The sequence below is a fragment of the Plantibacter sp. Mn2098 genome (assembly GCF_049319745.1).
Classification (GTDB): domain Bacteria; phylum Actinomycetota; class Actinomycetes; order Actinomycetales; family Microbacteriaceae; genus Plantibacter.
This window is the reverse complement of the sequence record NZ_JBMOUH010000002.1, coordinates 151664-174885: the sequence shown is the minus strand read 5'-3', so window position 1 is coordinate 174885 and position 23222 is coordinate 151664. Positions and strand designations below refer to the sequence as shown.

Annotated in this window: 23 protein-coding genes and 3 tRNA genes; 16 read left to right on the top strand and 10 right to left on the bottom strand. The window is 69.3% G+C overall.

Features of this window, described 5'->3' with window-relative positions; translation table 11 throughout:
• Window positions 1-62: 62 nt before the first annotated feature.
• Window positions 63-1109 carry a hypothetical protein gene (locus ACL9RL_RS03645; RefSeq protein ID WP_422778852.1) on the bottom strand — a complete coding sequence of 349 codons (1047 nt, stop codon included), beginning with the start codon at window positions 1107-1109 and terminating at the stop codon, window positions 63-65.
• A 212-nt stretch (window positions 1110-1321) separates the two neighbouring features.
• On the opposite strand from ACL9RL_RS03645, the gene ACL9RL_RS03640 reads away from it, so the two are divergent.
• Window positions 1322-2041 carry a GAP family protein gene (locus tag ACL9RL_RS03640; RefSeq protein ID WP_422778851.1) on the top strand — a complete coding sequence of 240 codons (720 nt, stop codon included), beginning with the start codon at window positions 1322-1324 and terminating at the stop codon, window positions 2039-2041.
• A 139-nt stretch (window positions 2042-2180) separates the two neighbouring features.
• Window positions 2181-2972 (top strand): potassium channel family protein, encoded by a 792-nt coding sequence (locus ACL9RL_RS03635; protein ID WP_422778850.1) that lies wholly within the window; start codon window positions 2181-2183, stop codon window positions 2970-2972.
• Here ACL9RL_RS03635 and ACL9RL_RS03630 read toward each other — a convergent pair.
• From ACL9RL_RS03630 to ACL9RL_RS03615, 4 genes are all read right to left on the bottom strand, one after another.
• The gene (locus tag ACL9RL_RS03630) at window positions 2961-4667 is read right to left on the bottom strand and encodes a SulP family inorganic anion transporter (protein ID WP_422778849.1); all 1707 of its coding nucleotides are present in this window, start codon (window positions 4665-4667) and stop codon (window positions 2961-2963) included. The genes ACL9RL_RS03635 and ACL9RL_RS03630 overlap by 12 nt on opposite strands.
• Before the next feature lie 59 nt (window positions 4668-4726).
• Window positions 4727-5140: a PLDc N-terminal domain-containing protein gene (locus tag ACL9RL_RS03625; RefSeq protein ID WP_422778848.1), complete on the bottom strand. Its 414-nt coding sequence runs from the start codon at window positions 5138-5140 to the stop codon at window positions 4727-4729.
• A 99-nt stretch (window positions 5141-5239) separates the two neighbouring features.
• Window positions 5240-7594, bottom strand: a complete 2355-nt coding sequence (locus ACL9RL_RS03620; protein WP_422778847.1) for an arylsulfatase — start codon at window positions 7592-7594, stop codon at window positions 5240-5242.
• Window positions 7591-9327 carry a SulP family inorganic anion transporter gene (locus ACL9RL_RS03615; protein ID WP_422778846.1) on the bottom strand — a complete coding sequence of 579 codons (1737 nt, stop codon included), beginning with the start codon at window positions 9325-9327 and terminating at the stop codon, window positions 7591-7593. Before ACL9RL_RS03615 ends, ACL9RL_RS03620 begins: the two co-directional genes overlap by 4 nt.
• Window positions 9328-9517: 190 nt before the next feature.
• On the opposite strand from ACL9RL_RS03615, the gene ACL9RL_RS03610 reads away from it, so the two are divergent.
• From ACL9RL_RS03610 to ACL9RL_RS03550, 13 genes are all read left to right on the top strand, one after another.
• Entirely contained in the window at window positions 9518-9958 is a 441-nt protein-coding gene (locus ACL9RL_RS03610) for a DUF6325 family protein (RefSeq protein WP_422778845.1), read from the top strand.
• Complete coding sequence (locus tag ACL9RL_RS03605) at window positions 9958-10311, top strand: SHOCT domain-containing protein (RefSeq protein WP_422778844.1); 354 nt, start codon at window positions 9958-9960, stop codon at window positions 10309-10311. Before ACL9RL_RS03610 ends, ACL9RL_RS03605 begins: the two co-directional genes overlap by 1 nt.
• Window positions 10312-10491: 180 nt before the next feature.
• Window positions 10492-13296: a LuxR C-terminal-related transcriptional regulator gene (locus tag ACL9RL_RS03600; RefSeq protein ID WP_422778843.1), complete on the top strand. Its 2805-nt coding sequence runs from the start codon at window positions 10492-10494 to the stop codon at window positions 13294-13296.
• Window positions 13297-13448: 152 nt separating this feature from the next.
• Window positions 13449-13652: a hypothetical protein gene (locus tag ACL9RL_RS03595; protein ID WP_422778842.1), complete on the top strand. Its 204-nt coding sequence runs from the start codon at window positions 13449-13451 to the stop codon at window positions 13650-13652.
• Window positions 13653-13736: 84 nt separating this feature from the next.
• Window positions 13737-14558 carry a mechanosensitive ion channel family protein gene (locus ACL9RL_RS03590; RefSeq protein ID WP_422778841.1) on the top strand — a complete coding sequence of 274 codons (822 nt, stop codon included), beginning with the start codon at window positions 13737-13739 and terminating at the stop codon, window positions 14556-14558.
• Window positions 14559-15021: 463 nt separating this feature from the next.
• Window positions 15022-15396: a PadR family transcriptional regulator gene (locus ACL9RL_RS03585; protein WP_422778840.1), complete on the top strand. Its 375-nt coding sequence runs from the start codon at window positions 15022-15024 to the stop codon at window positions 15394-15396.
• A complete protein-coding gene (locus tag ACL9RL_RS03580; RefSeq protein ID WP_422778839.1) occupies window positions 15393-16145 on the top strand; it encodes a hypothetical protein in 753 nt (250 codons plus the stop codon). Before ACL9RL_RS03585 ends, ACL9RL_RS03580 begins: the two co-directional genes overlap by 4 nt.
• On the top strand, window positions 16142-16741 hold the full coding sequence (locus tag ACL9RL_RS03575; RefSeq protein WP_422778838.1) for a hypothetical protein: 600 nt from the start codon (window positions 16142-16144) through the stop codon (window positions 16739-16741). Before ACL9RL_RS03580 ends, ACL9RL_RS03575 begins: the two co-directional genes overlap by 4 nt.
• Before the next feature lie 115 nt (window positions 16742-16856).
• Window positions 16857-17441 carry a hypothetical protein gene (locus tag ACL9RL_RS03570; RefSeq protein WP_422778837.1) on the top strand — a complete coding sequence of 195 codons (585 nt, stop codon included), beginning with the start codon at window positions 16857-16859 and terminating at the stop codon, window positions 17439-17441.
• 168 nt (window positions 17442-17609) lie between these two features.
• Entirely contained in the window at window positions 17610-18098 is a 489-nt protein-coding gene (locus ACL9RL_RS03565; protein WP_422778836.1) for a histidine kinase, read from the top strand.
• Window positions 18099-18210: 112 nt separating this feature from the next.
• The gene (locus ACL9RL_RS03560; RefSeq protein ID WP_422778835.1) at window positions 18211-19056 is read left to right on the top strand and encodes a DUF4097 family beta strand repeat-containing protein; all 846 of its coding nucleotides are present in this window, start codon (window positions 18211-18213) and stop codon (window positions 19054-19056) included.
• 94 nt (window positions 19057-19150) lie between these two features.
• Window positions 19151-20191: an ATP-binding cassette domain-containing protein gene (locus ACL9RL_RS03555; RefSeq protein ID WP_422778834.1), complete on the top strand. Its 1041-nt coding sequence runs from the start codon at window positions 19151-19153 to the stop codon at window positions 20189-20191.
• On the top strand, window positions 20188-21033 hold the full coding sequence (locus tag ACL9RL_RS03550; protein WP_422778833.1) for an ABC transporter permease: 846 nt from the start codon (window positions 20188-20190) through the stop codon (window positions 21031-21033). Before ACL9RL_RS03555 ends, ACL9RL_RS03550 begins: the two co-directional genes overlap by 4 nt.
• A 165-nt stretch (window positions 21034-21198) precedes the next feature.
• Here ACL9RL_RS03550 and ACL9RL_RS03545 read toward each other — a convergent pair whose 3' ends face one another.
• Both ACL9RL_RS03545 and ACL9RL_RS03540 read right to left on the bottom strand, forming a co-directional pair.
• Entirely contained in the window at window positions 21199-21549 is a 351-nt protein-coding gene (locus ACL9RL_RS03545; RefSeq protein WP_422778832.1) for a cupin domain-containing protein, read from the bottom strand.
• Window positions 21550-21665: 116 nt separating this feature from the next.
• Window positions 21666-21962, bottom strand: a complete 297-nt coding sequence (locus ACL9RL_RS03540; RefSeq protein ID WP_422778831.1) for a hypothetical protein — start codon at window positions 21960-21962, stop codon at window positions 21666-21668.
• Between the two features lie 288 nt (window positions 21963-22250).
• Between ACL9RL_RS03540 and ACL9RL_RS03535 the strand changes: the two genes are divergently transcribed.
• On the top strand, window positions 22251-22661 hold the full coding sequence (locus tag ACL9RL_RS03535; RefSeq protein WP_422778830.1) for an MmpS family transport accessory protein: 411 nt from the start codon (window positions 22251-22253) through the stop codon (window positions 22659-22661).
• Between the two features lie 229 nt (window positions 22662-22890).
• Here the strand turns inward: ACL9RL_RS03535 and ACL9RL_RS03530 are convergent.
• The 3 genes from ACL9RL_RS03530 to ACL9RL_RS03520 form a co-directional block, all read right to left on the bottom strand.
• Window positions 22891-22963 (bottom strand) — tRNA-Phe (locus ACL9RL_RS03530).
• Between the two features lie 77 nt (window positions 22964-23040).
• Window positions 23041-23114: transfer RNA gene (locus ACL9RL_RS03525), tRNA-Asp, on the bottom strand.
• Between the two features lie 32 nt (window positions 23115-23146).
• A tRNA-Glu gene (locus ACL9RL_RS03520) sits at window positions 23147-23219 on the bottom strand.
• Window positions 23220-23222: the final 3 nt, after the last annotated feature.

The window sequence follows — 23222 nt, the reverse complement described above, 5'->3', positions numbered from 1 at the left end:
CACCGACACAGAACGGCCCCTCCGTGGAGGGGCCGTTCTGCTGCTGGTGACGCAGGGAGTGACTAGGCCTGCTTGCGACGGGCCTTCGAACCGAGGGCCATCGCGGCGGTTCCACCGATGAGGAGGATGGCGCCACCGATGAGCAGCGGCGTCGTGTTGGCGCCGGTGTTCGAGAGCTTCTTCACGGCGGCGGTGGTCGCCGTCGGGGTCGGCGACGGGGACTCGACGGGTGCGACGGCGTTGAACCGGTAGGTGGTCCCCTCGAAGGAGATCGTCTGGACGGTGTCGGAGATGCCGTCGGCTGCGAGCACACCGAACGCGAGGATGTCGAAGCTGCCGAGGGCCGCGGTGATCTCCTCGACCGAGTACGGCGTGTTCGCGAGGATGACCTGCGGGTCGGCTGCCAGGCGCGGCTTCACTGCCGAAGCGAGTTTGACGGTGAAACCGCTCGTCGCGGCGGCGGGTTCAGACGGTACGTCGGTCTCGTCCGTGGCCGGAGCCTCGGGCTTGTCGGTCGGAGCGAGCTCGTCGTCGCCAGCCGGCGGAGTCGCCTTCTGCTGAAGATCCTGCGGCTCGAACGTTTCGGTCGGCGTCGGGGTCGGCGTCGGCGTGGACGGAGCCTCCGGCGTGATGTCGCGGCTCGACACCCAGTCGCCCGAGAGGCCCTCGACACCGGGGACGGCGGGACGCAGCGTGGTGAAGCCCGTTCCCGCGGCACCGTCGGTGCCGTCGCTTCCCGCGTTCGCGAAGATCGGGAGCTGGTAGTGGACGGCGTCGTTCGTGGACGTGAAGTCGACGCCAGCGACGATGTCTGCGAAGCTCTGCGAGGTGCCGTCGACGTGCAGGACCTGGGGCAGGCCGTTGATGATCTGCGACTTGCCGGTCAGGTTGAGGCCGGCGTCGGTGATCGTCGCGTGTGCCGCGGGAGTCTCGTACCCCTCGTGCCAGCCGGTGTACGGCGTCGCGGTCTGGGCGAGCTGGTCCGCCGTGACCTTGACCTCGGCGTTCGGTGCGGAGAATGCCGGTCCGGCGAGGGCGAGGGTGGAACCGGCGACGAGGGCGACGCCTCCGGTGATGGCCGCGATCCGGCCCGCTGTTGTTGTGCGCACGAGTGTCTGCTTTCGTTCGGGAAGGTGCGGAGGCATCGGGTGCCCGCCCGCAGATGCTCTCCATCCTGGCGGGCGCATCGCCACTTGTCCACCAAATGACGGTTAAATGTGAGGTGATCGACTCGTTCTTCTCGTGGCCCTCGGTTCACCCGTTCCAGGTGACACATCCGCTCCCGCGGCTGAGTAGCCTGAGCGCACCGCGAGGGGGTGCCATGGGCGATCTGATCCTGAACCTGCTCCCGCTCGCGCTCGGCGTGGTGCTGAGCCCGCTCGCCATCATGGCGCTCGTCGCCGTGCTCCTCTCCCACAACGCCCGCGCGAACGGCGTGATGTTCCTCATCGGCTGGGCGCTCGCGGTGCTCGTCGCACTGGTCGTCAGCTTTGCCGTGTTCACGGCGCTCGCCGTGCACGAGCGCTCCGCCCCGCCGATCTGGGTGCCGATCGTGCGGATCATCCTCGCGCTCGTCCTGATCCTCGGCGCGGTGTTCGTGTACCGGCGGGGACGGACGGAGAAGGAGCGGATGGCGTCCGCGACGACGCCGAGCGAGGTCGTCGCGGCGGCACCGCAGCTTCCCGGCTGGCTGCACGCGGTCGAGTCGTTCTCCCCGTTCCGGTCGCTGCTGCTCGGGTTCGGCATCTTCATCCTGAACCCGGTCGACGCGTCGTGCGCGATCCTCGCGGCGCTCGAACTGCGGCTCGGCGGTCTGCCGTTCGGCCAGACGCTCGCGGTCGCCATCGGCTTCGCCGTGCTCGGGATCCTGCCGATCGCCGTGCCGGTCGTCTTCACACTCGTCCGCGGAGCAGCAGCCCAGCCGATGCTCGACCGCACGCGCACGTGGATCGCGGGGCACACGAACGTGCTCAACGCGGCGCTGCTGCTCGTCATCGCCGTCCTGCAATTGCAGAAGGGGCTGTCGGCCCTGCTGGCGTGACGGGTCCCCGATACTGTGGATCGAGAGCGGGAGCTGTGGGAGCTGCAGAAGCAGCAGGCTCCGGACGAGCGGGGCGGAGGGCGCCGGAGCGCGGTGCAGCGGTCCGGTGACGGGAACGACAGCGCGGAGGTGAGGGACCATGACCGATTCGGAGCTCGGGGGCGCCGGCCCGTCCGGCACGCAGCACCCGTCCGCCCACGGCAGGAGGCAGGCCTCCGATGCTCCGGCGCGTCGCCGTTGGGAGTCGTGGACGGAGTGGCCGCTCGTCATCGCGTCGGGGGCCTTCCTCTTCGCCTACTCCTGGACGGTCCTCGACCGGACGACGCCCCCGGCGTTGCAGACGGCGCTGTCCGCCTGTCTGGTGATCGTGTGGGCGGCGTTCACCGCGGACTACGTGATCCGTCTCGCGCTCACCCCGAAGCACGGCCGGCGCGCGTTCGTCCGGGGCAGCCGCATCGACCTGCTGTCGGTCTTCGTCCCGATCGCTCGCCCGTTCCGTCTGCTCACCCACCTGCGCCGCCTGCCGTGGTTCGGCGGACACGGCGGATCGCCCATCCGGTCGCGGGTCATCGTGTACGCATTGAGCTACGCGGTCATGTACGTCTACGTCATCTCGCTCGCCGTCCTCGCGGCCGAGCGGGATGCGCCGAAGGCCACGATCGTCAGCTTCGGCGATGCGGTGTGGTGGGCGTGCGTCACACTCGCGACCGTCGGGTACGGTGACTTCGCACCGGTGACGGTCGTTGGCCGGGTGCTCGCGGTGGTGCTCATGGCGGGCGGCGTGGCGATCATCGGGACGGCCAGCGCGACGGTCGTCTCATATCTGTCGGAGCGCATCGCCGCATCGCACGCGGAACACGCCAGGCAGCACCCGGAGGAGTTCCCGACGGGTCAGGACACGCAGCGCCGTCCGGGCGGTTCAGTGCACTGATGCGAGTGCCGCTGCGACCGATGGGAACACCCGCGACGACGCGACGGCACCCTGCCACCAGCTCGTGCGCACCGCCATCGCCTCCGCCGCCTCCGGCAGTCCGGCCAGGAGCAGCGTCGCCCCGCCGGTGGCGCTCTCGTGGTCGAATTCGGCGAGGCTGTCGAGGACCGTCAGCGAGGTGAGCCCGAGGATCGACAGGTCGAGCACGATCGTGTGCGTGCCGTCGACCCGCTGCAGTTCCGCGGTGGCCGCGGCGAGGGTGCCGCGCACGTTCGCCGTATAGAGAGGTACGTCGAGTCGGATGACGAGGACGCCGTCGCGCGGCCGTTCGGACGTGATGCGCGGACGGTCGAGCTCCCGCAGCACCAGGATGAGCGTCAGGACGACGCCTGCGCCGACCGCCGGCAGCAGCCCGGCGACCAGTCCGATCACGGCCGTGACGATCGCGATCCAGAACTCGACCCGGCTGATGCGCGCGAGGCGCAGGAGGCCGCGGACGTCGATGAGGCCGACGACGGCCACGAAGACCATGGCGGCGAGGGTCGCCTGCGGGAGCAGACCGAGCACCGGCGCGAGCACAACCGCCACGACGATCGCGAGGACGGCCGTGACGAGCGTCGCGAGCTGCGAGGTGGCCCCGGCCCGCTGGTTCACGGCGCTCTGTGAGAACCCGCCGGCCGCCGGGAGACTGTTGCAGACGGAGCCGAGGAGGTTGGCCGCGCCGGTGGCGAAGAGCTCACGGTCGCTGTCGATGGGCGGGTCTCCCGCCGCTCGCAGCGCTCTGGCGACGGAGGCGGATTCCAGGAACGCCATGATCGCGATCGCGAGCGCGCCCGGGATGAGCGATGGGAGGTCGCCGAACCGCGGCAGGCTCGGCATCGGCAGGCCCGTCGGCACCGGCGGGATGAGTGCGACGCCGAGCGCCGGGAGCGCGGTGAAAGCGGCGAGCAGGATGCCGGCGGCGACGACCACGAGCTGCCCTGGCACCCTCGGCAGGAACCTGCGCAGCAGGAACAACGCGAGGATGCTGCCGACCGAGAGGCAGAGCGTCGCGACGTTGGTGCCGGGGGCGGCTCGCACGATCGCGTTGATCGTGCGGATGAAACCCGAGCCCGTCGCATCGATGCTCACCCCGAGCAGCTTGGGCACCTGCCCGAGTGCGACGGTCGCCCCCAGCCCTACTTTCAAGCCGATGAGCGTCGCCTGATTGATGTTCTCGACGAGCGCTCCCAGTCGGAACAGCCTGGCGATGATCAGGAAGACGCCGACGAGCATCGTGAGGGTCACGAGGTCGCCCTTCGACGCGTCGAGTTCCGATGCGACGCCGGCAGTGACGAGGGTCGTGGCCGTGAGCGTCGCGATCGTGGACGTCGTCGAGACGCTCATCGCACGCGAGCCGCCGAGGAGGGCATAGACGATCATCGGCACCATGCACGTGTACAGGCCGATTTCGACCGGCAGGTTCGCGATGGTCGCGTACGCCATGGCCTGCGGGATGACGACCGCTCCGGCCGTGACGCCGGCGGCGACGTCCGGCAGTACCCGCTTGCGGTCGTAGCCGATGAGCGTCGGGAGGAGGAAGCGTTCCGGCCGGGCCGGGCGGTGGGCGCGTCTGGGACCACCGGAACCAGCCGGCCTGCCCGGACCACCGGAGCCACCAGAACGACCCGGACGATGTGTGGGGGAACTCATCATCCGGGCCGAGTCTGTGCAGCGGGTGTTCGGGGTCCGCGAGTGTGTCGGGCCGGCTCCGCCTAGACGGCCGGGCCTGCGCCCGTCGTCTTCGAGAGTGCGTGCGCCTTGAGCGACGCGTACTCCTCCGGCGTGATGGACCCGCCGTCGAGCAGCGCCTTCGCCTTCGCGATCTCATCCGACGGGCTCGCGCCCGCGACCTCGCGGATGTATCCCTCCGTGGCCGACTGCGCCTGCTTCGCTGACCGCTCGCTGCGCTCCGCCATGCCGCGTCCGCGGGCGATGAGATACACGAGCACCGTCAGGAACGGCACGAACACGAGGAACAGGATCCACAGCGCCTTCCACCAGCCGTTGAGCTTGTGGTCGCGGAAGAGGTCCGCGATGACGGCGAACAACGCGAACAGATAGGAGATGAACGCGAAGCTCCAGAAGAAGATCCAGATGATGTTCCAGAAGCTGTCCCAGAAACTCATGGTGTGTCCTTTCGAGGTGGGTGGTGCGGTCGGAGTCGAGGCTGGTGATGTCGGTCGTAGGGCGGGCGGTGCGCGTGGAGCAGGCGAGCGCCCTGGTGGTCACTGGTGTCGGAGCGCCGCCTGCAGGTGGTCCTCCGGGTCGATGAGGTGGCTGTGGTCGTCGAGGCCGAGTTCGACCTCCGCCCAGGAGATGGTCCCCGTGAAGTGCCCGCCCCACGCGGCGTATCCCTCGTAGGCCGGCATCCCGGTGTCCTCACCCGTGTCCATGCCCTCGTCGAAGGAGAAGTAGAGGGGGTGGGTGCGTTCGATGCGCCCGGTGCCTGCCTGGTCCCCGTCGATGAAGAGGGTGACGTCGCCGCCCCGGCCGATCCCGCCGCCGTCGTAGGCGAACTCGACGCGCACCTGGTGCGTGCCCGAGCCGATCTGGCGGTCGGACAGGGTCGTGGTCCGGACGAGTCCGCAGAAGTTGTAGTGGTAGCCGAGGGCGCCGTCCTGGGCGAAGAAGGACCAGCCGCCCGTGCGCCCGCCCTGTGCGACGATCGCGCCGGCCACCTGCCCGTCGCCCGGCACCACGATCTCCGCGGTCACCGAGTACGACCGGTTCTTGACGTTGAGCGTGACGTTCTCGCCCAGCCGGATCATGCCCGGGTAGAGCTTGAGCGTCGTCCCGGTCACGAGCGTGGGCCGGCCGGCGAGCACGGGGTTCATCCGTTCTGCTGCGCGGTCGTCCATCGGGAAGACGTTGTGCCTCGCCGCCTCGATGAGGAACAGCTGTTGCATTTCGGCGAGTTTCGCCGGTTGCTCGCTCGCGAGGTTGTGCGCCTGCGTCCAGTCGGTCCTGGTGTCGTACAGCTCCCACACATCGGCGGAGAAGTCGGGGGCCTTGGAGACGACGTCCCATGGTGTGCGGTGCTTCGTCTGCGCCGTCCACCCCTGGTGGTAGATGCCGCGATTGCCCATGAGCTCGAAGTACTGCGTCGTGTGGCGCTCGTCCGCTTCGGCGTCGGTGAAGCTGTACGCCATCGAGACGCCGTGCATCGGGATCTGGGTGACGCCGTTCACGGTGTGGGGCTCCGCCAGGCCCGCGACGTCGAGGACGGTCGGGGCGACATCGATCACGTGATGCCACTGGTGGCGGGTCTCACCGTGCGCCTGGATCTTCGCCGGCCAGTGCACGATGGTGCCGTTCCGGGTGCCGCCGTAGTGCGATGCGACCTGCTTCGTCCACTGGTACGGCGTGCACATGGCGTGCGCCCAGGCCGCCGCGTAGTGGTTGTACGCCTCCGGACCGCCCACCTCATCGAGGTGCGCATCCCAGAAGGCGACGTCCTCGAAGTCAGCTCCGCCGTTGGATGCAGTCGTGAGCATATACGCCCCGTTGATGCCGCCTTCGGCAGAAGCCCCGTTGTCGCCGATGATGTAGTAGACGAGCGTCTCATCGAGGATGCCCTGTTCTTCGAGCGTGTCGACGACCCGGCCGGTGTGGAAGTCCGCGTACTCCAGGAAGGCCGCGTAGACCTCCATCTGGCGGGCGAGGATCGGCTTCTGGTCCGCAGGCACGTCGTTCCAGGCGGGCAGTCCGTCCGGCCGGCCGGTCAGTTCGGAGTCCGGGGCGATGACACCCAGTTCGACCTGCTTCGCGAAGGTCTGCTCGCGCTGCGCATCCCACCCGTGGTCGAACTTCCCCGCATACTTCGCGATCCACTCCTTCGGGACGTGGTGCGGGGCGTGGGTGGCTCCCGGGGCGAAGTAGATGAAGAACGGCTTGTCCGGGGTGAGGTTCTTCTGCTGCCTGATGTAGTCGATGGCCTTGTCCGCGAGGTCCGGCATGAGGTGGTAGTCCGGGTCGTGGGGCGGCTCGATGGCGGTCACGCCGTCGACGAGGGCCGGCGTGTACTGGTTGGTCTCGCCGCCGATGAACCCGTAGAACCGCTCGAATCCGCTGAACGCCGGCCAGTGGTCGAATGGGCCGGTCGGGCCGGTCTCCCACACGGGCACCTCATGGCACTTGCCGAACTGGGCCGTGTTGTAGCCGTTCTGGCGGAGGATCTCCGGCAGCGGGACGGCCGAGTTCGGTCGGGTGGAGCGGTAGCCGGGCGCCGGCGTCGCCGTCTCGGTGATGTGCCCCATCCCCACCGAGTGGTGGTTGCGGCCGGAGAGGAGTGCCGCCCGCGTCGGGGAGCAGAGCGCCGTCGTGTGGAAGCGCGTGTACTTCAGGCCCCCGGCCGCGAGACGTTCGGCCGTCGGCGTGTGGATGGGCCCGCCGAATGCGCTCGACGCACCGAACCCGACATCGTCCAGCAGGATCACGAGGATGTTCGGCGCCGTCGCGGGCGGGCGGGCGACGACGATGGGCGGGAACGGCTCCTCCAGGTGCTTCGCGTCTGCGGAGATCGGTCCCTGGTAGCCCCGGTCTGGGACGGGGAGGACACTCCCCGGTCGTTCCTCGGTCATGGTGTCGTCCCCTCAGTCGCCTGGTCGTCAGCCTGGTCGGGCGCCTGCCGCCGCGCCTCATCCCGTCCGGGTGAGGTCTGGGCCGATGCGACCGGTGCGGTCGTGAGTGCGACGACGGCGGCGCGATTGGTCGCGTACACGTCGATCCCGAGCAGCCCGAGTTCCGTGAGCTGGCGTTGCAGGTCCCGTCTCGCCCGGCTGAGATGCAGGGTCACGCCGGCGGATCGGACCGCATCGGCCGCCGTCCGGAAGCTCTTTGCACCCGTCACGTCGATGTCCGTGATCGCCTCGCAGTCGAGCACGAGATGCCGGACGTCGTGCGCCTTTCCTGCGGCGAGCACCTCCGTCACCCGGTCGGTGAAGACGGATGAGTTCGCGAAGAACAGCGGGGCCGCGAACCGCAGGACCACTACGCCGGGTGCGGTCGTCGCCGTGTCGGCGCCGCCGGCCACTGCGGCATCGGTCGGCGAGTCGTTGAGGGTCAGGACGTCGACGGGCGGGTTCGCCGCACGCCTGGCGAGGTTGATGAGTGAGAGGAAGAACGCGATGAGGATGCCGACGATGGGCCCGAGCAGCAGCGCACCGAGGAAGCACACCGCGCCGACCGCGAATTCGAACTTCCGTTCCCGCCACAGCCGCGCGAAATCGCCGATGCCGAGGAGCGGGACCACGGCGACGGCGACGATCGCGCCGATGGCCGGCGACGGGACGTGCTCCAGCAGCGCCGTGCCGAACATCACCAGCAGGAGGGTGCCGATCGCGGCGACGATCGTCGGGACCTGCGTGCGCGACCCGGCCTGATCCATCGCGGCCGTCCTGGAGGTGGAGGAGCCGATGGTGAACCCGCCGGTTGCGCCGGAGGCGAGGTTCGCGGCGCCGAACGCGAGCAGGTCGCGGTTGGGGTTCGTGGTGTAGCCGTGCTTCTGCCCGTACCGTTTCGCGACGAGCAGGCCCTCCGCCATCGCCACGAGGGTGAGGGCCGCCGCACTCGGCGCGAGCTGCAGCCAGGTGCCCCAGGACAACTGCGGCCAGGTGAGGACCGGCGGCCCGGAGTCGATCTTCCCGAGCACCTTCACCCCGGCCTGCTCGACGCCGGAGACGACGACGAAGATCGTGCTCACCACGAGCACGATGAGCGCCCACGGCACCCGTTTCGCGATGATGCGCCCGCCGATCAGGATCGCGACCGCAGCTGCGGCGATGACGAGCGACCACAGATTGGTCTTCACGAGTCCGCTGAGGAGTTCACCGGCTTTGGCGAGGAATTCATCGCCGCTGTTGATCGAGATGCCGAGCATCTTCGCCGCCTGGCTCACGAGGATGTCGAGGGCGAGGCCGCCGACGAAGCCGACGAGGATCGGCTCGGAGAGGAAGTTCGCGAGGAAGCCGAGTTTGAACAGGGCGCAGAGCCCGAAGAACCCGGCGCCGATGATCGCCTGCGCGAGGGCGAGCTGGAGGTAGTCGTGGCCGCCGGCCGCCGCGAGTCCGCCGAGCGACGAGGCCACGAGCGCCGCCGCCGCGGCATCGGGGGAGGCCACCATCTGCCTCGTGGAGGCCACGAGGGCGTACACGATGCCGGGGAGGATGAGCGAGTACAGGCCGGCCGTCGGCGGCAACCCCGCGATCTGGGCGTAGCCGATGTTGAGCGGCACCGCGATCGCGAGCAGCGTGACGCCGGCGAGGGCCTCCCGCCCGAGGTTCCGGACATGCAGCCCGGGGAGGATCTTGATCATCCGTTCGTCCGTCCCGTCCTCGGCCTCGTCGTTCGTGTGTGCGTCAGTCGACCACGGCGCTCCGGGCGGTCGCCTCACCCGATCGAGGCGACATCGTGCTGCCGTGAATCACCCGCACTGGGCGACGCCGGGGGCGGGCATCGGGCGGACGCTGGTGGTGGACGATCACCGACCACTGAAAGCAGGAACCATGTCACCTTCCATCACCGGGCCGGTCGAAGTGCTCGCCTGGCATTTCCCGAGTGCGGAGGACGCCCTCGTCGGCGCCGGCGCGCTCGAAGCACTGCAGGACGACTCGTCCATCAGGGTCGTCGATCTCATCATCGGGACGCAGGAGGACGGCGAGCTCGCGTTCATCGAGCTCGGCGCGGACGGCTCGGAGTCGCTCGCGCTCATCTCGGTGCCGGAGGACACCCGTGGGCTCATCGCGCACGAGGACGTCGACGGGATCGCCGCAGAACTGGAGCTCGACGAGGGCGGATCGGTGCTCGTGGTCGCAGTCGAGCACGTCTGGGCCGAGGCGTTGAGCGATGCGATCGCGGACGCCGGCGGCTCGGTCCGCTTCGATGAGTTCGTCCCGGCGGCGGCGATCGACGAGGTCCTCGTCGCCGCGACAGAAGGAGGTCTGTGATGTTGCTGCGACGATTCGGACGACCGGGGCTCCTCGGGCTCGCCGCACGGACGGCGGTCGTCGCCGGGACGGCCGCGGTCACCGCTGGGGCCATCAACCGGCACGCGCAGAACCGCGCCGTGGAGCAGTCGGAGGCGGAGGCGTACGAGCAGGAGGGGGCGCAGCAGGGGTATGCGCAGCAGCAGGCCGCGCCCCCAGAGGCTGCACCCCTGCAAGCCGCGCCACCGCAACCTCCTGCGCCGGCCGGGGAACCGTCGATGGTGGACGAACTGCAACGGCTCGCGACCCTGCACCAGCAGGGAGCGATCACCGATGAGGAGTTCGCCGCGGCGAAGCAGCGCCTGCTCGGGTGAGCGCCGGGCCGGGACGCTCCGGGGGACAGGATCTCCTCACCCGAAACGGGTGAGGCTGAACCAACATTTGTTGAATACTTCTGCTTGGCCCGCAGAATCACTAGCATCGGCGGTAGCGCGTGCGTTCCGTCGTGGGAGCGCAACCCGACACGCTCAGCTGAGAGGCGGGTCGCTGTGCCGATGCAACCGCTCCATGAGTCGAACCGGTCGTCCCCGGAGTCGGAACGACCTGCCCGTGCGTCATCGCTCGGTCACCCGGGTGCGCTCGCGCCGCCCAGACCGGCGGCTCTCGTCCGCCGCCGTGAGCGATTGCGATTGCCGACGGACCGCTCATCGGTCGTCCAGGTCCTCGCCGCGGCAGGGGCCGGCAAATCGACGCTGCTCTCGATCTGGGCGGACGACCTCCGCCAGGCGGGGGAGCGCGTCCTCTGGGTCGGCCTCACCGCCCACGAGACGGCGTCCCTGCCACTCGAAGCCCTCATCGCGGAGTCGCTGCGGCTGACCGACGAGACCGGGGAACCGGTCGACGGCGGCGGTCTCCCCGGCATCGGCGAAGCGACCGTGTTCATCGACGACATCCATCATCTGTGGGGATCGGCCGACGCCGAGTGGCTCGTGAGACTCGTCGTCAACCGCGCCCCTGGGCTCCGCATCGTGCTCGCCGGGCGGTACGCGCCAGTGTCGCTCGTGCGCATCGGGCTCGTCGCCGACATCGTCGAACTGCGTTCCGGCGACCTCGCGTTCACCCAGCGGGAGATCGCGGACTTCCTCGCGGTCAGGGGCGTTCACCTGAGCGATGCGGACCTCGCCCTCACAGCCAGGCGCACGGAGGGGTGGGCCGCTGCGTTGTCGCTGCTCGCCGGCTGGTTGCGCAACGTCGGCGGGGAGACCCGGCTGCCCGAGCAGTTCCTGAGCGACCACCGCGCCATCGGCGACTATCTCGTCAACGAGGTCCTCGACCAGCTGGAGCCGGATCGGCGGCGGTTCCTCCTCATCGCCTCGGTCGTGGACTCGCTGTCGGTGCCGCTCGCGGTGCACCTGACCGGCCGGGAGGACTCCGGGGACATCCTCGACGGGCTCGAACGGCACACGGCGCTGCTCTCTCACACGACCGACGGCGAACCGCGGTACACGTTCCACACGACCCTGCTCACCTATCTCCGCGCTGAACTGCGTCGCCGCGACTTCGGCGGGATGCAGCGCGCACAGCGGGACGCCGCCGACTGGTACCGGCAGACCGGCCGCGCGGACATCGCCCTGGAACTGCTGCTCGCAGCCGACTCGTCCGACAACGCCGGGGCGATCGCTGCGCTTGCGACGCTGATCGAGGCGGAGGGCGCACGGCTCGTCTTCCACGGCAGCGGGGTGCTCGTGCAGCGTGCGCTCGATCGGATCCACGACGCCGGGTTCGAGACCGCGACGACCCACGTCCTCGCGGCGCTCGCCGTCGCTCCGTACCTTCCTGATCCGTCGCGCGTCGCGTTCCACCTCACCGCGGCAGCGGCGGGGATCGATGACGCGCCGGCGGCGATCGGTGCGCTGCATGCCGCGCTCGCGATCCTGCACACGACGATGCCGGTGGATGCCGGGACGGATGCGGCCGGGGCCGCCGCTGCGAGCCGGACGCTCGTGCCGCTCGCGAGCATCGAGGTCCTCGACGCGCGGCTGGCCGAGGCATCGACCGAGGCAGGGCCGGGTGAGACGGCCGGGGGCAGCGGGCAGGGCGCATCCAGTGCATTCGGCGCGGCGTCGGCCGTCGATGCCTCGACCGGTGGCGATGCCGCCCTCGACGCCTTCGAGGTCGCGCTGTTCGCAGCGATCGCCAGGTCCCGCATCTCCGCCGTGCGGGGCGACGACGCCGCGGCACTCCGAACGCTCAACACGGCCATCGCCTCTGCGACCGCGTCCGGGTGCACCTGGTTGCGCATCGTGCTGCGGGATGCGGCCGTCGACGCCGCATCGCGCAGCGGCAGGTGGACGGAGGCGCACGACCACGAGGACCGGCTCGCGGAACTTGCGGCGAGCGTCAACGGGCGCGGGCTCGGCGATGTCGTGACGGGGCGCATCCAGTTCGCGATCGCCTCCACCGCGTTCTCGCGATGCGAACCCTACGACTTCCATCGGCTCGACGAGGTGCTGGGCGGCGGGAGCGCCATCGTGGACCCGGCGCTCGTGGTGCCGGCGTCCGTGCTCCGGCTGCTAGTCGGCGTCGACGACGGGACGCGGCAACGGGAGGCGTTCGACGAGCTCGATGTGCTCCTGCACAGCCGGGGGCAGTCGCATCCGGCCGCCGTCGCAGCAGCATCGCACCGCTACATCGACCTGGCATTGCGCGTCCACGACCGGTACCGCGGGGTGCGCAGCGTTGAACTCGTTGCCTCGGTGCTCGGGCCGGAGAGCCTCGAAGCCGCCGTCGGCGCCGCGATGCTCGCGAGCTCGGTCGGGCGGCAGGCGCACGCGGAGGAGATGCTGAGCACCATCCTCGACGACCGGGAGGCGACACCCGTCGTCTGGCACAGTTCGACCCCGGTGTTCGCCTGGTTGCTGCTCGCGGAGTGGGCGGAGCGCGGTGGGCGCAGCACGATCGCCGATGGTCGGCTGCTCAGGGCGCTGGACGCCGCGGAGCGGTTGCGGCTGCGTCGGCCGTTCGTCGCGCTGCACGGCGCCGGCGCCGCGATGCTCGAACCGCGGCTCGGTCGCTTCGGGGTGCTGGAGTCGTTCGCGGTGTCGGTCGTCGAGGCCTCGCGTCGATTGCGCCCGGCGGTCGCCGTGCACCGGCCGAGCGATGTCGCAGCCGGGTTCACGCCGAAGGAGCGCGAGATCCTGCGGGAGCTGCCGAGACACCAGAGCGTCGGCGACATCGCGCTCAAGCAGCGGCTGAGCCCCAACACCGTGAAGACGCACATGCGCTCCATCTATCAGAAGCTCGGGGCGACCGGTCGGACGGAAGCGGTCGAGCTCGCCATCGCGCAGGGCCTGCTGTAGCTCCTGTCGGCTCCCGACGGCTCCTGACGGCTCCCGACGGCTCCTGTCAGCACCTGTCGGCTCCGCCTCGTCTCGCCCGGAACGGACGATGCCCGCGCGAGAGCTGAGGGTCAGTCTGGGACCACTGGATCGGCGACTGCCGGGAGGTGGGCATGAGCACGCGATACGAGATCAGGATTCCGTGTGCACTGTCGGACACGATCCGGGCCGCATTCCCCGAGATGGACGCCGTGGCGCTCGGCCCCGCGACGACGGTGCTCGCCGGGCCGGTGCGGGATCAGGCGGAGTTGCACGGGCTCGTCGCGCGTCTGGCCGATCTCGGCATCGACATCACGGAGATCCGGACTCAGCCGTGAGCGGTCGTGAGGGAAGGTCGGCCGTGAGCGGCGTCGCTCCACACGGCAGAATGGCGGTGACCGTCGCGCACAAGGAGCCTCACCATGCCTGATCTCTCGTCACTCTTCTCCGCCGGCAGCGTCACGTGGGCGAATGCCCTCATCGCGGTGCTCATCGTGGTGGCGGCGTTCATCCTGTCGCACTTCGCGAAGAAGGGCGTCAACGCGCTGAGTGCGCGTGTCCCCGGTCTGCATCCGGAGGTCATCTCGTTGACGGCGCGGATCGTGAAGTACGCGGTCATCCTGTTCGGCATCGGACTCGCGTTGGCGATGCTCGGCGCGAACGTGCAGCCGGTGCTCGCAGCCGTCATCATCATCGCCGCGATCGGGGTCATCGCGGTTCGGGGCGTCGCGACGAACTTCGGTGCTGCCGTCATCATCCAGGCGAGGCGGTCGATCCACATCGGCCAGTGGATCGAGGTCGTCGGCATCCTGGGGCAGGTCCAGGAGATGAACAGTCGTTCCGTCGTTGTGGTGACGCGCGATGGGCGGACCGTGCACCTGCCGAACGCGACGGTGCTCGACAACCCGATGATCAACCATTCGGAGAGCGGGGCGACGCGCACGGCGCTCGAGGTTCGGGTGGCCGGGGTCGACGATCTGCTCACGGTGCGCGGGGTCATCGTCGGGGCCGCGGGTCATGCGCCTGGTGTGCTGTCCGATCGTGGTGTCGACGTGTCTGTGCGGTCGGTGTCGCCGGAGGGTGCGACGTTTGAGTTGCGGGTCTGGCATGCGCCGCTCGCGGATGTCGGCGTCGCGTCGGAGGTGGTGACGGCCGTTTCGGAGGCGTTGCGCGGCATCGGGGTGCGGTCGACGGTGGTCGGCTCGGTTCCGACGTTGCCGCTGACGCCGCCGCCCGCGCTCTGAGGCGAGGTCGGGTTCGGCGCCGAGGGCGACGCTGGAGCGGAACCGGAAGCTGCGGCCGCTGCTGCGGCGATTGCTGCTGCCGCAGCCGCTCCGGCCGCCATCGCACCCTCCTGCATCCGCCGGTTGCGCGCGATCGTGAGGAACGAGGTGGTGATGTGCGAGATGCCGAGGAGCACCCCGACCACGAGTGCGGCCCACGCGATGGGCGACCCGTTCACGGCGGACCGCACCTGGAGGGCGGCGAGGATGAACCAGAGGACGCCGAGACCGAAGCCGAGCAGCGGACTCGCCGTGAGCTGCCACCACGGCTGCTTCGGGGAATCGGTCATGTTCCGATGCTCTCGTGGACGGCCGACACCCGCAAGGGGGTCGTGTACAGAGACGTGCATCCCAGGCGGGCGCTTCGTGTGCACGTGTCCCACCGCCGCTTGCCGATGAGAACATATCTTCCTATAATTTCGACATGAGACGACGACCAGGAACCCTGTTTCCACTCGAGTTCGACATCCTCGACGTCGGTCTGGCGTTGCAGGACGAGGACGACACGTTCTACGGGTTCTCCCTCGCGCGTCGCCTGTCTGACACCGAACATGCGCTCACCGCGCACGGCACCCTGTACAAGGCGCTGTCCCGGATGACGCAGGCCGGACTGCTCCAGGCGAGCTGGGAGGATCACGCCCTCGCCGAGGCCGATGGCCGGCCGAGGCGACGGCTCTATCGGGTGACGGGGGGCGGCGAGTTGGCGAGGGATCGCGAGCGCGCTCGCCTCCTCGTCGAGCAGCGCGCCGCCAAGACCTGCGCCGCAGACGGCCGTGCGGTCGAGGTGGGCCTGGCATGAGCGCGATGCGGAGTGCCGGCTACCGCCGCGTCGTCCGGCAAGTGCTCGCGTGGTGCCGCTGGTACACGCGCGACCTCGCACCGGATGTCATCGACGATCGGCTGGCGGAGATCGGCTCGGACCTGTACGAGCACGGGGCGTGGGCGGACGGGGAGGGACAGTCGGCCGCACGGGTGTCCCGCGACATCTTCTGGCGCATGGTGCGCGGGATCCCCGCCGACCTGTCGTGGCGGGCGCGCCACGTGCGTGCGGCGTCTGCCGCCGATCCGGCCGGTGCGATCGTGCGGCGCGTCGGGGGAGCGCTCGCGATGCTGGTTGCAGCGTCGGGTGCGGCGATCACGGTGTTCGGCGTGGCCATGCTCGGGAGGATCGCCATCGCGCTGGTGACCGACGCGCTGCCCGGTGCGCGACTGCCCGGAGCGGCGTTCGCGGTGCTCGCGGCGGCGACGCTGGTCGCGGTCGTGGGATGTGCGCTCGCGGGCCGCCGTGCCGTGCGTCACATGGGGGCGCTGCTCCTCGCGATCGCGGCCCCGCTCATCAGCTCGTCGGGTGCGGCGCTCATCTCCCTCGTGAGTGTGACCGGCGGCTCGATCGTCAGCCGCCTGTCGATGCAGGCGGCGAGCGCTGGCATCGCTCAGGTGTTGGGCATCGGCCTCGGCATGGGGGTCGGGCTGTGCCTGCTCGGGGCGGCGACGTGGTGGTGGCCGCGCCACGCCGACGTTCGGAGTCGCCCGGTGGGGGCACGATGACGGGCGTCCGCTCGCGAGGCGGGGTGGCGTCGCGCCTGACACGGCGGCATCGAGCGGGTCTTGCGATCGTCGTCGTCGGGGTTGTGCTCGTCGGCGGAGTGGTCGCCTCGGCCGTCGTACTGGCGGCGGGGAGTGAGCAGTCGTCGAGTGCCGGGATCGATCCGAGTGGGCCGTTGCCCTGGGCGACGCCGATCGTTGAGGGCGCCGATGCCAACCCCGACGCGGAACTCGGCTCGCGATCGCCTGGCACAGTCGACTACAGCAGGACACCGCCGGGGTGGTTCGATGCGCGGACCCCTCCGGCGACGCTGCGCGCGGCCGCTGATCCGGAGTCGGTGTCCTGGAACCTCCTGCATCAGATCGTCGCCGTCTGCATGGCGCGACAGGGGTTCTGGTACAGCTGGACCGACGACTGGTCCCTCGAACTGCCGGGCGACCGGGGTGGGCGGCTGGCGTCGGATGCGAATCTCCCGGACGGCGATGCGGCGAGGGCCGCCCTGTACGGCGCGTCTCCCGCCGGGGCAGGCAGCCGGTGGCAGGACGGCGGCTGCCGCGGATACGCGGTGCACACGATGGGCAACGACGACGCGAACTGAGGGTCTGCACCCGGTCTGATCGATGCGGTTGCCCCGTGCGGAAATTTATGGGAAGGTATCTTCCTATTGGAGCCCACGCGATCCGGCCGGGCTCCACGACGAGGGAGAAGTTGATATGAAGCACTGGAAGATCGTCGCCGCCCCACTCGCGGCTCTTGTGGTCGCGGGGTCGATCGCCGCCGCCGGAGCGATGGCGACGGCCGCGCCGGCGTCCACGTCCGAGGTGGCGCCTGAGGTCACGGCGTCGTCCGCGCCGTCGACGGCTGCGCCCGTCGCGGAGCGGCCCGCGCTCGAGACTGCCGCGACATCATCCGCCGAGGGGATCGATGCGTTCTACTTCGACCCCACCGAGCGGCTCGGCGTCGCGCAGCGGATCGCGGACGGGACGTTCGCCCCGACCGATGCTGAACGCGATGCCGCGCGTGCGGTGGCCGGCACGTACCAGCTCTACGTCGACACGATGCGGTCCTGCCTGGCGGGGAAGGGGCTCGGGTATGCGGGCTCGGACATCGACATCGCGAAGCGGCCATTCGCCGACGATGTGCAGTACGGGATGCCGTCCGGCCTGAACGCCGATCAGCAGCACGAGTGGATGGTGGCGGCGCGGGGATTCGACTCCTCTCGGACCGACCTGAGTGACGGCAGCTGGGACGGTGCCTGCATCACCGTCGCCAGCGCCGCTGCCGACCTGGGGCACTGACCCCTCCTGAGTGCCCTGAATGCCGCAGGTTTCTGCGGCGCTGAACGCCCCGCCTTGCTAGGAAGGCGGGGCGTTTTGTGGTGCGCAAATCGTGCGTGACACCACAATTCCCAAAAATGACACCACGAGTGCTTGACATGACACCACGGTGGTGTCACGATGGTGCACATGGAACTTGGGAGCTACGTCACCGACCTGCAGCGACAGCTGGTGGACACTGCGTCGAACGGCGCAGAAGAGACTCGCGCCGTCGCAGAACGCCTCGCAGCCGGCCTCGACGCCGCGACGAGACTCGTCCTGCTGGACGCACTGTCGGCGGCTGCGGGGGAGATCACCCGCGACCTCGCTCCAGGCGCCGTCGACGTCCGTCTCCGCGGGCGGGAGGTCGAGTTCGTCGTCACCCAGGCGAGCACGGAACCCGATGCCGATGAGCGCTCGGCCTCACCCGTCGAGATCGACGACGTGAGCACGTCCCGCACCACGCTCCGCCTTCCGGACGCCCTCAAGGCGCGAGTCGACGATGCGGCCGCGGCCGACGGACTGTCGGTCAACACCTGGCTCGTCCGCGCGGTCGCGGACGCGCTCCAACCCAGACAACGACGATCAGCGCAGCGCACGCTGCGAACCGGCGACAACTTCGCCGGCTGGGCGCGATAGCCCGCCGGCTCCACCCACCGGGCGGCCATCCGCCGCCGCATCACGTCCAGCCCGCCAGCGCGCAGGGCCGGTCGACCATGCCTTGAACCCACACAGAAAGGGAGGCGTCAGCATGCCTGCATTCAGCACCCCGACCCCCATCGATCTCGCCATCAATCTGCCATCCGGCGCGATCGAGGTCGTCGCGAGCGATCGCTCCGACACCGTCGTCACGGTCGCACCGACCAACCAGGGCAAGGCCGTGGACCGCCGAGGCGCGGAGGAGACGAGAGTCGATTTCGACGGCTCACGGCTGACGGTCACCGCTCCGCGTCCTCGTGTCAGCTGGTTCGGCCCGAGCGAGTCGATCGACATCCGCGTCGAGCTTCCGACCGGATCGCGTCTCACCGCCGAGATCTCGGCGGGCAATCTGCGAGCGGAGGGACGCTTGGGCGCCACCCGCATCAAGAGCTCGACCGGCGCCGTGGACGTCGAGGACACAGGTGACCTGTGGTTGCGGGCTTCGCACGGCAACGCGACCGTCGGCATCGCGGACGGCGGGGTCGAGATCACGGCCGACCACGGGCAGATCCGCATCGCCGCGGTTGCTGGCGACGCGCTCCTCAAGGCATCGCACGGCAGCATCCAGCTGGGGGAGTGCGGAGGCGACCTCGACGCCAAACTCTCCTACGGCGACCTGGACGTCGTGAGGGCGCTCGCCTCCGTGACCGCGAAGACCGCCTACGGCAGCATCCAGCTCCGCGAGGTGTCCGGCGGATCGATCCAGGTCGAGAGCGGATACGGGCAGGTCGCGATCGGCGTCCGCGATGGCGTCCCGGCCTGGCTCGACCTGTCCTCCAAAGAAGGCCACGTGCGCAACCGGCTCGCCGGCGACTCCGCTCCGGATGCGTCGGAACAGTCCGTCGCCGTGCACGCCAGGACCCAGTTCGGTGACATCACCGTCGAGCGCGCTCGGTGAGTCCGAGCGAACGCATCGACAGCAGCAGCATCGACAGCAGCTTCAGCAGTATCTCCATCTCAATTTCCATCTTCATCAGAAAGGAACGGGACCCATGACCACATCAGCGATCGACGTCCGCGGACTCCGGAAGTCGTACGGCGGCACAACGGTGCTCGACGGCGTCGACCTCGCAGTCGCCCCAGGCACGGTGACCGCCCTGCTCGGCCCGAACGGGGCCGGCAAGACGACGACAGTGCACATCCTCAGCACGCTCGTGCGCCCGGACGGCGGCACGGCGCTCGTGAACGGCAGCGACGTCGTCCACGATCCAGGGGCGGTGCGGGCGATGATCGGCCTCACCGGCCAGTTCTCGGCCGTCGACGGGCTCCTCACCGGCGAGGAGAACCTCCTGCTCATGGGGCGCCTGCGCCACCTGGGGGCCAAACGGGCGCGGACGAGGACCGCGGAACTGCTCGAACAGTTCGACCTCGTCGAGGCTGCCCGCAAACCGCTCGCCACCTACTCGGGCGGGATGAAACGCCGCCTCGATCTCGCGATGACACTCGTCGCGACTCCGAGCGTGATCTTCCTCGACGAACCGACCACCGGCCTCGACCCGCGCAGCCGCCACACGATGTGGGAGATCGTGCGCAGTCTCGTCGCCGACGGCACGACCGTCCTCCTCACCACGCAGTACCTCGATGAGGCCGATGAACTCGCGGATCGCATCGCGGTCCTCGACGGCGGCCGCATCGTCGCTGACGGCACACCGGACGAGCTCAAGCGGCTCGTGCCGGGTGGGCACCTGCGGTTGCGATTCGGTGATGCGGCGACTCTCGACATCGCATCCAGACTGCTCGACGGTTCGATCCGCGATGACGCAGACCTGGCGCTGACGGTGCCGAGCGACGGCGGCGTCGGTTCGCTGCGGGCCGTCCTCGACCGCCTCGACCAGGCGCAGCTGGAGGTCGACGACCTCAGCATCCACACTCCGGACCTCGACGACGTGTTCTTCGCGCTCACCGGCGCGACGACAGGTGCTGGTGTAGGTGCAGGTGCGGATGCCGGTGCGGCCGGGTCCGCCGACATCGAGTCGGTGGACGCTCCGGCTGCCGCACACGCTCACACCAGTACGAAGGGAACGCGCTCATGACCACCGCATTCGCCGCTCAGGGACCGACCGTTCCGGTCGTCCCGCTCGCCCGCCGCTCCCACGTCGTCGCCGACGCGATCACGATGCTGCGCCGCAACCTCCTGCACATGATCCGCTACCCGGGGTTGTCGGTCTTCACCATCCTCGGACCCGTCGTCATCCTGTTGCTGTTCGTGTTCGTCTTCGGCGGCACGCTCGGCGCCGGACTCCCCGGCGTCGATCCGGCGGGCGGCTTGCAGGCGTACGTCGCGTACGTGATGCCCGGCATCCTCGCGATCACGATCGCCGGGACGGCCGGAGGCACGGCGACCACCGTGTCGATGGACATGACGGAGGGCATCACCGCCCGGTTCCGCACGATGGCGATCTCGCGCGCATCGGTCCTCGCCGGCCATGTGCTCGGCAACACGATCCAGGGGCTGATCGCAGTCGCGCTGGTGCTCGGCGTCGGCGTCCTGATCGGTTTCCGTCCGACGGCCGGTCCGCTGGAGTGGTTGGGCGTCGTCGGCATCGTCACGTTCATCGCGTTCGCGATCAGCTGGCTCGGGGTCGCGATGGGGATGCAGGCGAAGTCGGTCGAGACGGCGAGCAACCTCCCGCTCATCCTCACCTTCCTGCCGTTCCTCGGCAGCGGGTTCGTGCCGACGGATTCGATGCCGGCCGGCCTGCAGTGGTTCGCAGAGGTGCAGCCGTTCACGCCGTTCATCGAGACGATCCGCGGGCTGCTCCTCGGCACGCCGCTCGGCTGGAACGCCGTGTTCGCCATTATCTGGTGCGTCGTCATCTCGCTCGCGGGCTACGTCTGGTCGATGGTCATCTACGAGCGCAAGTCGGTGCGCTAGTCGCGCTCGGCGCTCCGCTCCCGCACCGCACCGCACCACAGAAGGTGAACCGCCCCGCAGAAGGACACTCCGGTGTTCACCGTCCTTCTGCGGGGCGGTTCACCTGTTCTCGTGCAGACTTCCGCGCGGAGCCGGGCCGGTGCGGCGCCGACAGCGAGCGAGCGATCAGCGGTGTGAGGTCTGCGGACCGAGGACGTCCGTCGGCTCGCCCGCGGCATCGCCCTTCAGCTCGACGAAGATCGTGTGCGTCGGGGTGTCGCCGATGTTCTCGCCGCTGTGGCGTTGGGCCGGCAGCCAGACGGCCTGTCCTGCCGGCAACTCGACCTCGAACTCGCGGCCGCCCGAGCGCAGCTTGCGCGTGAATCCGGACAGCGAGACCATCACGCTGTTCGGATGATCGTGCGGTGTCGATCTCGCGCCGGGATCGTCGAGGTACTCGAGGACGCGGACGAACTCGTTCTCCCAGAGCAGGCGGTACAGCTGCGGGTTGGTGAGCGTCGGGTCGTCGGTGACCATGTGCTTGACCGTACGCCCCGCGGACGAGCGCCTCAAGGGGATGTTCGTGGGCCGTCGACGTGAGCGGCTCGGGCGGAAGGCGCAGCAGACGGAGCTGAGTCCTTCTGCAGTGCGGGTCAATCCGCGATGGTGCGCCAGAGCTGGACCCAGCCGTCGGGAATCGCTGCAACGACAGCGGCGGCCGCGGTGGCGTAGTCCTTCCCCTCCGCCTCGATGGTTCGGGTCTCGGTGGGTCGGTAGGTTCCCGTGCCGACGAGGTTGCCGTCGACGCGCCCGCCGGCCACGAGGATCTGCGTGAGTTCGTGTCCCTCCGGGATCTGGCGGAGGATGTCTGCTCGGAGTTCGTCGACGCCGATGCCCTGGCCGGTGGCCTCGAGGGTGACGTCCGGGCGGATGATGGCCGTGGCTCGCATCGTTTCAGCCTACGAGCAACCCCCGACGTCCCGCCACCATGAGAGCCCGCCGCTCCGCGCCGCGCATCGCTTTGTCGTCGTCCCGCCCGTTCCATCGCCGCACCGCAGAAGGGGAACCGCGCGAGAGAAGGACGTCCGGGCGCGAAGCGACCTTCTCTCGCGCGGTTTGCCTACTCCCGTGCAAGGCCGCCTGACATGTTTTGGCCAACAATCGTTGCCCATCGGTTATCCAGTTGGTTGACTCACTCGATAAAATGAGTGTTTTGCACTCAGCACAAGGGAATCCACATGAGCATCAAGAAATTCATCTGCGTCGGCGCCGTCATCGCGACTCTGGCACTGGCCGGATGTTCGTCGACGTCGAAGGGCGCGACGCCTGCCGTCGAGGAGAAGGCCACCACCAACACCGTGACGTACGAGGTCACGAGCGATGGCGCGACGGGCAGCGTCACGTACATGACGTTCAACAACGGTGGTGTCGGCCAGGAGCAGGCCAACGATGCGCCGCTGCCGTTCACGAAGGAGATCGCACTTGAGGACGAGGGCGCCTTTGCGACCAGCATCTTCTCGCTGACCGCGCAGGCGGCAGAGGGCGCGACGACGATCTCCTGCAAGATCACGGCCAACGGCGAGGTCGTCGCCGAGCAGACGTCGACCGGCGAATACGCCGTCGTCGCGTGCTCGGGCAGCAGCAAGTAGTTCACGTGTGAGGCGCCCCGTCGGTCCGATTCGGATCGGCGGGGCGTTTCTGCGTGCGCGGCAGAAGGGGAACCGCGCGAGAGAAGGACGTTCGCGCGCGAAGCGGCCTTCTCTCGCGCGGTTTGCCTTCTCTGGTGCAGGCGCTGCGGCGCGGCACACGGCACGGGCCCACGACCCGGGCGTTAAATGAAGAAACCCCCACAATGTAGAAGCTATGCGGGGGTTCCAGTGGCTCCGACGGGCGTCGATCCCGTGACCTCACAATTTTCAGTCGTGCGCTCTACCAACTGAGCTACAGAGCCGAGAGCAGACGTTCTCGAGGAACTTCATGTCTCAAAAAGCAGAAGCCCTCCCTTGCGAGAGGGCTTCTGACCTTTTGCGACCCTGACGGGACTTGAACCCGCGACCTCCGCCGTGACAGGGCGGCACGCTAACCAACTGCGCTACAGGGCCTCGATATTGATTTTTCTATTGTAGTAGTTGAGTGACCCCAACGGGATTCGAACCCGTGCTGCCGCCGTGAAAGGGCGGTGTCCTAGGCCACTAAACGATGGGGCCGTG

Bases quoted from the DNA above. Each gene is read 5' to 3' on its own strand.
- ACL9RL_RS03535 (WP_422778830.1), top strand. From the start codon at position 22,251: ATGAGCATCAAGAAATTCATCTGCGTCGGCGCCGTCATCGCGACTCTG.
- ACL9RL_RS03615 (WP_422778846.1), bottom strand. From the start codon at position 9,327: ATGATCAAGATCCTCCCCGGGCTGCATGTCCGGAACCTCGGGCGGGAG.
- ACL9RL_RS03610 (WP_422778845.1), top strand. From the start codon at position 9,518: ATGTCACCTTCCATCACCGGGCCGGTCGAAGTGCTCGCCTGGCATTTC.
- ACL9RL_RS03605 (WP_422778844.1), top strand. From the start codon at position 9,958: ATGTTGCTGCGACGATTCGGACGACCGGGGCTCCTCGGGCTCGCCGCA.
- ACL9RL_RS03575 (WP_422778838.1), top strand. From the start codon at position 16,142: ATGACGGGCGTCCGCTCGCGAGGCGGGGTGGCGTCGCGCCTGACACGG.
- ACL9RL_RS03600 (WP_422778843.1), top strand. From the start codon at position 10,492: ATGCAACCGCTCCATGAGTCGAACCGGTCGTCCCCGGAGTCGGAACGA.
- ACL9RL_RS03580 (WP_422778839.1), top strand. From the start codon at position 15,393: ATGAGCGCGATGCGGAGTGCCGGCTACCGCCGCGTCGTCCGGCAAGTG.
- ACL9RL_RS03640 (WP_422778851.1), top strand. From the start codon at position 1,322: ATGGGCGATCTGATCCTGAACCTGCTCCCGCTCGCGCTCGGCGTGGTG.
- ACL9RL_RS03560 (WP_422778835.1), top strand. From the start codon at position 18,211: ATGCCTGCATTCAGCACCCCGACCCCCATCGATCTCGCCATCAATCTG.
- ACL9RL_RS03585 (WP_422778840.1), top strand. From the start codon at position 15,022: ATGAGACGACGACCAGGAACCCTGTTTCCACTCGAGTTCGACATCCTC.
- ACL9RL_RS03620 (WP_422778847.1), bottom strand. From the start codon at position 7,594: ATGACCGAGGAACGACCGGGGAGTGTCCTCCCCGTCCCAGACCGGGGC.
- ACL9RL_RS03630 (WP_422778849.1), bottom strand. From the start codon at position 4,667: ATGATGAGTTCCCCCACACATCGTCCGGGTCGTTCTGGTGGCTCCGGT.
- ACL9RL_RS03555 (WP_422778834.1), top strand. From the start codon at position 19,151: ATGACCACATCAGCGATCGACGTCCGCGGACTCCGGAAGTCGTACGGC.
- ACL9RL_RS03550 (WP_422778833.1), top strand. From the start codon at position 20,188: ATGACCACCGCATTCGCCGCTCAGGGACCGACCGTTCCGGTCGTCCCG.
- ACL9RL_RS03590 (WP_422778841.1), top strand. From the start codon at position 13,737: ATGCCTGATCTCTCGTCACTCTTCTCCGCCGGCAGCGTCACGTGGGCG.
- ACL9RL_RS03565 (WP_422778836.1), top strand. From the start codon at position 17,610: ATGGAACTTGGGAGCTACGTCACCGACCTGCAGCGACAGCTGGTGGAC.
- ACL9RL_RS03635 (WP_422778850.1), top strand. From the start codon at position 2,181: ATGACCGATTCGGAGCTCGGGGGCGCCGGCCCGTCCGGCACGCAGCAC.
- ACL9RL_RS03595 (WP_422778842.1), top strand. From the start codon at position 13,449: ATGAGCACGCGATACGAGATCAGGATTCCGTGTGCACTGTCGGACACG.
- ACL9RL_RS03625 (WP_422778848.1), bottom strand. From the start codon at position 5,140: ATGAGTTTCTGGGACAGCTTCTGGAACATCATCTGGATCTTCTTCTGG.
- ACL9RL_RS03540 (WP_422778831.1), bottom strand. From the start codon at position 21,962: ATGCGAGCCACGGCCATCATCCGCCCGGACGTCACCCTCGAGGCCACC.
- ACL9RL_RS03570 (WP_422778837.1), top strand. From the start codon at position 16,857: ATGAAGCACTGGAAGATCGTCGCCGCCCCACTCGCGGCTCTTGTGGTC.
- ACL9RL_RS03545 (WP_422778832.1), bottom strand. From the start codon at position 21,549: ATGGTCACCGACGACCCGACGCTCACCAACCCGCAGCTGTACCGCCTG.